We start from the raw sequence: 5,984 nt of genomic DNA, 5'->3' as shown, positions 1-5,984 counted from the left end.
GGCTGGCCGCGCCAGGCCAGGTGGCCGTCGGGGCGCACCAGCAGCGCGTCGCCCTCGCGACGCACGTGCCGGAGGTCACCGAGAGCCGCACGGGCCACGTCCACGCAGCCGTCACCCGGCGGTGCGGCCAACGTCCAGCGGAACCCGTTGTCCGACGCGTGCTCCGCCACCCGGTCCCCGACCCTGGGCCTTCGGCCGAGGGTGCGGGCGTACGTCGTCCTGACCTGCGATGCCCGCTCCCAGATCAGCTTCTCCACCGGTGGCAGGCCCATCAGGGGGAACAGCACCCGGTCGCGCAGCAGCCGGGCCGCGGGGGACTCGCCCAGCACCAGCCCCGTGAGCCCGCTGGTGGCGCCCAGCACCTCTTCGGCTACGGGACGGCGCTCGGCCTGGTAGCCGTCCAGCAGGCGATCGCCCGCGCGGCCCGCGACCACCAGCGCCAGTCGCCACGCGACGTTCTCGGCGTCACCCAGCCCGGTGTTCATGCCCTGGCCGCCGAACGGGCTGTGGATGTGCGCGGCGTCCCCGGCCAGCAGCACGCGGCCCCGCCGGTAGGTCTCAGCCAGTCGCCGGTGGATGCGGAACACCGACGTCCACACCCACTCGTCCGCGGGCCCGACGCGGACGCCGGCGTGCTGCCGCGCCGCGCGGGTCAGGGAGTCCGGGACGGCCTCGACGGGCGTGCCCGGCGCGGGCGCCATGAACCGCCACACCCCTCCGGGCAAGGGGAACGCCGCGAACATCGCCCCGCCGTCCACCCACACGCCGACCGCGTCGGAGGGCAACGGCAACTCCGCCCGCACGTCGCCCAGCACGAACCCCTCCACGAGCGGCAAGCCGGGGAAGCCGATGCCTGCCGCCTTGCGGACCGCGCTGTGCGCGCCGTCGCACCCCACCACCCAGTCGGCCCGAACCGGTCCGTCCACGGTGGACAGCACCACCCCGCGCACGTCCTGGTCGAGGCCGGTGACCGCGGTTCCCCACTCCACCGCCCCCCCCAGGGCGGCCACGCGCGGCCGCAGTCCCGCGTCGACCTCGGCCTGCGACACGAGCAGGCCGGGACGCCGCACCAGCGCGGTGGGCTGCCCCACCCGGAGCTCGCCCGAGCGGCGACCACCGACGTGGACGACCACCCGGCGGATGTCGACCGACCGTTCCGGCAGGTCACCCAGCGCGCCGAGCCGTTCCAGCACCTCGCTGCCGCGTGGCTGCAAACCCAGCGCGCGAGAGGTGGTCGCCGGACCGGGCGCGGCATCCACCACCCGCACCGCCACACCGTGCATGCGCAACGCACACGCCGTCGCCAGACCCGCGGGACCGGCACCCACTACCATCACGTCCATGGGTATAGTGTTACTCACTAACACATGTTAGCCAATAACAGTTCGACGATCGCTCGCGCAGGAGGTGGAACCTCGGAGGCGTGCCGGACCACCCCACCGCCGGTTCGAACCCCGGCCGGGACCACCAGTGCGACCTCAACGGTGGCCGCACGGGGCTCTGGGAGTGCCCGGTCGGCAGGGGAGAACTGCGGCCGGGCGTGGCCCGACTTCCCTTCCAAGACGGTGATGTGGCGCCGTAGCAACAGATTTTCGTGCCTTTGTCCCGCTCACCCAGAGGCAGCAACCGCCGCATCCAACACTGCGCGAGACCTTCGCTGAAGAAGTGCGACTCTGCGGCTTCGGGTAGCGGATACGGCATTCCCATGCGTTGAGCCGGCGCACACCGCTTCGTGGTGTGCTGGGAGCGAGAGTCCGACGACCGGTTCGGAGGCGGCCCTCGACACCGTCCAGAACCTGTCGAGCCGCGAGGAGCCGCCGCCCGCGACGACCGGCAGCGTGGCGAGATCAGCTTCGACAGCGCGGCACACCACGGGGAATGGAGCCGGGAATCGGCGGATGAATCCGACATTCCGACTGCACTTCGTCGACTCCGCCCACCGCAAACCCGTCGAGCTGCCGCAACTGTTGCGCAAACGTTGCCCTGGGCGGCATCGAGGAGGCAGCATCGGTCTTCGCGAATCCTTCTATATGACGTCCGGTCGTTCTGCGAAGACGGCTCGGGTCCCTGCTAGAGGAGGACGAAGATGACGATAGGCAACGCTGCCCATCGTGGCGGTACCCAACGGAGACGACCGACCATCGCCAGAGCGCTGGCCGTGGGATCAGTCGGTGTCGTGACGCTGGCGACGGTGGCGGTGATGATCTCGTCGGCCAACGCGGCGGCGAGCACGCTGGGTGCCGCGGCGGCGCAGTCGGGCCGGTACTTCGGCACGGCTATCGCGGCCGGGAGGCTCGGCGACTCGACGTACACCACGATCGCCGCGCGCGAGTTCAACATGGTGACCGCCGAGAACGAGATGAAGCCCGACGCGACCGAGCCGCAGCGCGGTCAGTTCAACTTCAGCGCCGGCGACCGGATCTACGACTGGGCCACCCAGCGCGGGCTGAAGGTGCGCGGGCACACCCTGGCGTGGCACGCGCAGCAGCCGGGATGGATGCAGAGCCTGTCCGGCAGCAGCCTGCGGCAGGCGATGATCGACCACATCAACGGCGTCATGGCCCACTACAGGGGCAAGCTGGTCCACTGGGACGTGGTGAACGAGGCGTTCAACGAGGACGGCAGCCGCCGGTCGTCGAACCTGCAGGGCACCGGCAACGACTGGATCGAGGTGGCGTTCCGCACCGCCCGCGCGGCGGACCCGTCGGTCAAGCTCTGCTACAACGACTACAACATCGAGAACTGGTCGTACGGCAAGACGCAGGGCGTGTACAACATGATCCGGGACTTCAAGAGCCGGGGCGTGCCGATCGACTGCGTCGGGCTGCAGACCCACTTCACCGGTGGCAGCTCGCTGCCGGGCAACTTCCAGACCACCCTGTCGAGCTTCGCCGCACTCGGCGTGGACGTGGCGCTCACCGAGGTGGACGTCACCAACGCCTCCACCACCCAGTACGCCGGACTGACCCAGGCGTGCCTCAACGTGCCCCGCTGCGTCGGCATCACCGTCTGGGGCGTGCGGGACAGCGACTCGTGGCGTTCCGGCGAGAGCCCGCTGCTGTTCGACGGCGGCGGCAACAAGAAGGCCGCGTACACCTCGGTGCTCAACGCGCTCAACGCCGCCCCGACCACGTCGACGACCACGACCACGGGTACGACCACCACGACCACCGGCACGACCACGACGACCACGGGCACGCCGCCGACCGGCGCCAACCAGATCGTCGGAGTCCAGTCAGGCCGGTGCATCGACGTGCCCAACGCGTCGCACAACAACGGCACCAGGGTGAACCTCTGGGACTGCAACGGCCAGAGCAACCAGCAGTGGACGTACACCACGGGCAAGCAGCTCACCGTGTACGGCAACATGTGCCTGGACGCCGCGGGCTCCGGCAACGGCGCGGCGATCCAGATCTACAGCTGCAACAGCCAGGCCAACCAGCAGTGGAACGTCAACTCCAACGGCACCATCACCGGCGTGCAGTCCGGGCGCTGCCTGGACGTCTGGAGCACTGCCAACGGGGCTCAGGTCCAGCTGTACGACTGCCACGGGCAGACCAACCAGAGGTTCAACCTCGTGCCCATCGGCCGCTGACCGGGGACCGTCGTGTCCGGTGCCCGGACACGACGGCTGCGGACGTGTTGTGAGCGTCAGCCGGCTCGAACGGAGATCCCTGGCGGATTTCGGTTCGAGCCGGCATCACGTCGACTGTGTCGTGTTCGGACTGAGCGCGAGCAACGACCGGTGGCGCAGCGCTCCCAGCGTCACCGGTGCCAGGGCACTCGACAACGGCGTGGCCCTGTGCCCGCCGGCAACTCCATCCGACTCGGTGCCTGAGCACGCCCGAGCCGGATCGTCGTACGCAGGGTCCAAAGACCCTGCCACGACGCGCTCAGGGTCCTCGGAGACTCCAGGATGCCCTCCGCGCAGCCATTCCGCCCGCCGATATCCGTCCGCGGCCCTTGGGCACTGAACGGCGGGGACCAACGACCGCTGCCGGACCGCTGACGGCGGTCTAGCGTCGGTGGTGGTCGCTTCGGCCGAAGCGGTGGCAGCGGACTCGGAGAGGAGCTTGTGATGAGTGCCCCGATCGTGGTTGGAGTGGACGGATCGACGTCGGCGGTCAAGGCCGCCGAGTGGGCCGCCGCGGAAGCCGTGCGCCACGGTGCGCCGCTCAAGCTCGTGCACGCCTACGCGTTGCCGGTGCGCGGATACCCGGAGATCGTGCTGACCGGCCACGAGGTGCGTGAGACGTTCGAGAAGCTGGGCAGGGAGTCGCTCAGGGAAGCGGCGGACGCCGTGCGCGCCGTCGTGCCCGAGGTGGAGACCTCGATGGTGCTGGGCACGCCCGCGGGCGCGCTGATAGCCGAGTCACGGGCTGCGCGGCTCGTCGTGGTCGGCTCACAGGGACTGGGCGGCTTCTCCGGGCTGCTGGTCGGCTCGGTCGCCGTGGCGGTCTCCGCCCACGGTTCCTGCCCGGTGGTCGTCGTCCGCGACTCGGCTCCCGCGGACGGCCCGGTGGTCCTCGGTGTGGACGGGTCTCCGGCCGGCGAGGAGGCGGTCGCCTTCGCCTTCGAGCAGGCGTCCCTGCGGAACGCGCCGCTCACCGCCGTCATCGCGTGGACCGACTTCCTGATCGACGGGCCCTACGGCAGCCGGTTCGCCGTCGACCGGTCGCAGATCGAGGAAGACCAGCGCCAACTCCTCGCCGAACGCCTCGCGGGGTGGCAGGAGAAGTACCCCGACGTGCGCGTCGAGCGCGTGGTGATCCGGGACCGGCCCGTCCGGGCACTGCTCAAGGCCGCCGAGCACGCCCAGCTGCTCGTGGTCGGCAGCCGCGGCCACGGCGGCTTCACCGGCATGCTGCTCGGCTCCACCAGCCAGTCCCTGGTGTACCACGCCTCCTGCCCGCTGGCCGTGGTCCGACCCCGGCACTCGGAGCCGTAAGGCACCACCGACCACCGCGCCGGATGGGAACCCCTTGCCCGTCCGGCGCGGTTCCGCGCGTCCCGGGAACCTCCGGTCCAGCCGGATAGCGCACCACCGGGGGCCAATGTCCCGGGCGCGAAAGGAACGCAGACATCAAGCGCCGGATCTTTCTCCTCTGCGAACTCCTTCACCCATTCTCGAACCTCGAGCAGCGCCGGGTAGAACACGTCGGTGCCGATCGACAAAGCAGCCCGCCTCCTTATCGAGACGCCGGAAAAAGGCAACGAACTGCGAGTGAATCGCTCCACCTCACGCTGCGCGGTGTCAGCATCCTCGAGTCACTTCTACCTGGACACCGGGCCTTCTGGAACTCCCTGATGCCACTACCGCCCGCCGGACACGGTGGCATTCCGGTGTAAAGCTTGAGGCTGCCGCTCGAGTTTCCGTCGAGCTTCGCTGCCAATTCTTCGAAGCTCTGTTGATCCGTGTCCGTCCCTCGGTCATATTGCCCGACCTTCGGATCAGACCTGGGGTTCGCCGGGGCGCCGGCCGTGCCGGTCCGGCTTGCGTAGCTGGTCATCATGCTCTGCTGATCGATGTCACGGCGCGGATGGCAGCCGTGCCTGTGACCGCTCCGAGGTCTGACGTCGCACCTCGCGCTCCGGGTCAACGCGTTCGCCCGGCTGAGGGCACGCCCAGCGTCTCATTCGGGACTTCCGCGGAAACCTCTCCGTCACATCTTGACGTGGCCGTTGTTATCGTTCACAGTTCGCCTGGCACCTCTAGTCGCAACGTCGGCTAAAAAGTTTAGCTCTCATAACTCCATCGCGTCGGCCAGTGAATGTTAGCGCTAACAAGGCGGTTCCTGGTCAGGCTCGTGTCGGTGGTTCCGGACGAGGAAGGGAAGGATGCTATGTCGGTTGGGTTTGCGCGCACCGAGAGGTGGCGTCGTCGGTTGCGGTCGGGGTTGGCCGCTGCGGCAGCCGCAGTAGCAGTGGGCTGCCTGCTCACGGTGGTCCCGACGCCGGCGTCGGCCGCCACGGTGGACACGACC

At 69.5% G+C, this 5,984-nt stretch carries 3 protein-coding genes; 2 read left to right on the top strand and 1 reads right to left on the bottom strand.

Translation table 11 applies throughout. The features are described from left to right. Window positions 1-1,343, bottom strand: a 1,343-nt coding sequence (locus AB0G02_RS26275; RefSeq protein WP_360798483.1) for an FAD-dependent oxidoreductase, incomplete at its 3' end; no start/stop codon positions are given. A gap of 857 nt (window positions 1,344-2,200) precedes the next feature. Between AB0G02_RS26275 and AB0G02_RS26270 the strand changes: the two genes are divergently transcribed. Beyond that, window positions 2,201-3,595 (top strand): endo-1,4-beta-xylanase, encoded by a 1,395-nt coding sequence (locus AB0G02_RS26270; protein WP_360798486.1) that lies wholly within the window; start codon window positions 2,201-2,203, stop codon window positions 3,593-3,595. 483 nt (window positions 3,596-4,078) lie between these two features. Beyond that, window positions 4,079-4,948: a universal stress protein gene (locus AB0G02_RS26265; protein ID WP_360798480.1), complete on the top strand. Its 870-nt coding sequence runs from the start codon at window positions 4,079-4,081 to the stop codon at window positions 4,946-4,948. Window positions 4,949-5,984: the final 1,036 nt, after the last annotated feature.

It is taken from the genome of Actinosynnema sp. NPDC023658 (assembly GCF_040639995.1).
Taxonomy (GTDB): domain Bacteria; phylum Actinomycetota; class Actinomycetes; order Mycobacteriales; family Pseudonocardiaceae; genus Actinosynnema.
Note: the sequence above shows the minus strand (reverse complement) of the source record. Positions and strands in the feature narration are given on the sequence as shown.

What these genes read in the sequence shown, in the direction of transcription:
- AB0G02_RS26270 (WP_360798486.1), top strand. Translation starts at nt 2,201, where the DNA reads ATGATCTCGTCGGCCAACGCGGCGGCGAGCACGCTGGGTGCCGCGGCG.
- AB0G02_RS26265 (WP_360798480.1), top strand. Translation starts at nt 4,079, where the DNA reads ATGAGTGCCCCGATCGTGGTTGGAGTGGACGGATCGACGTCGGCGGTC.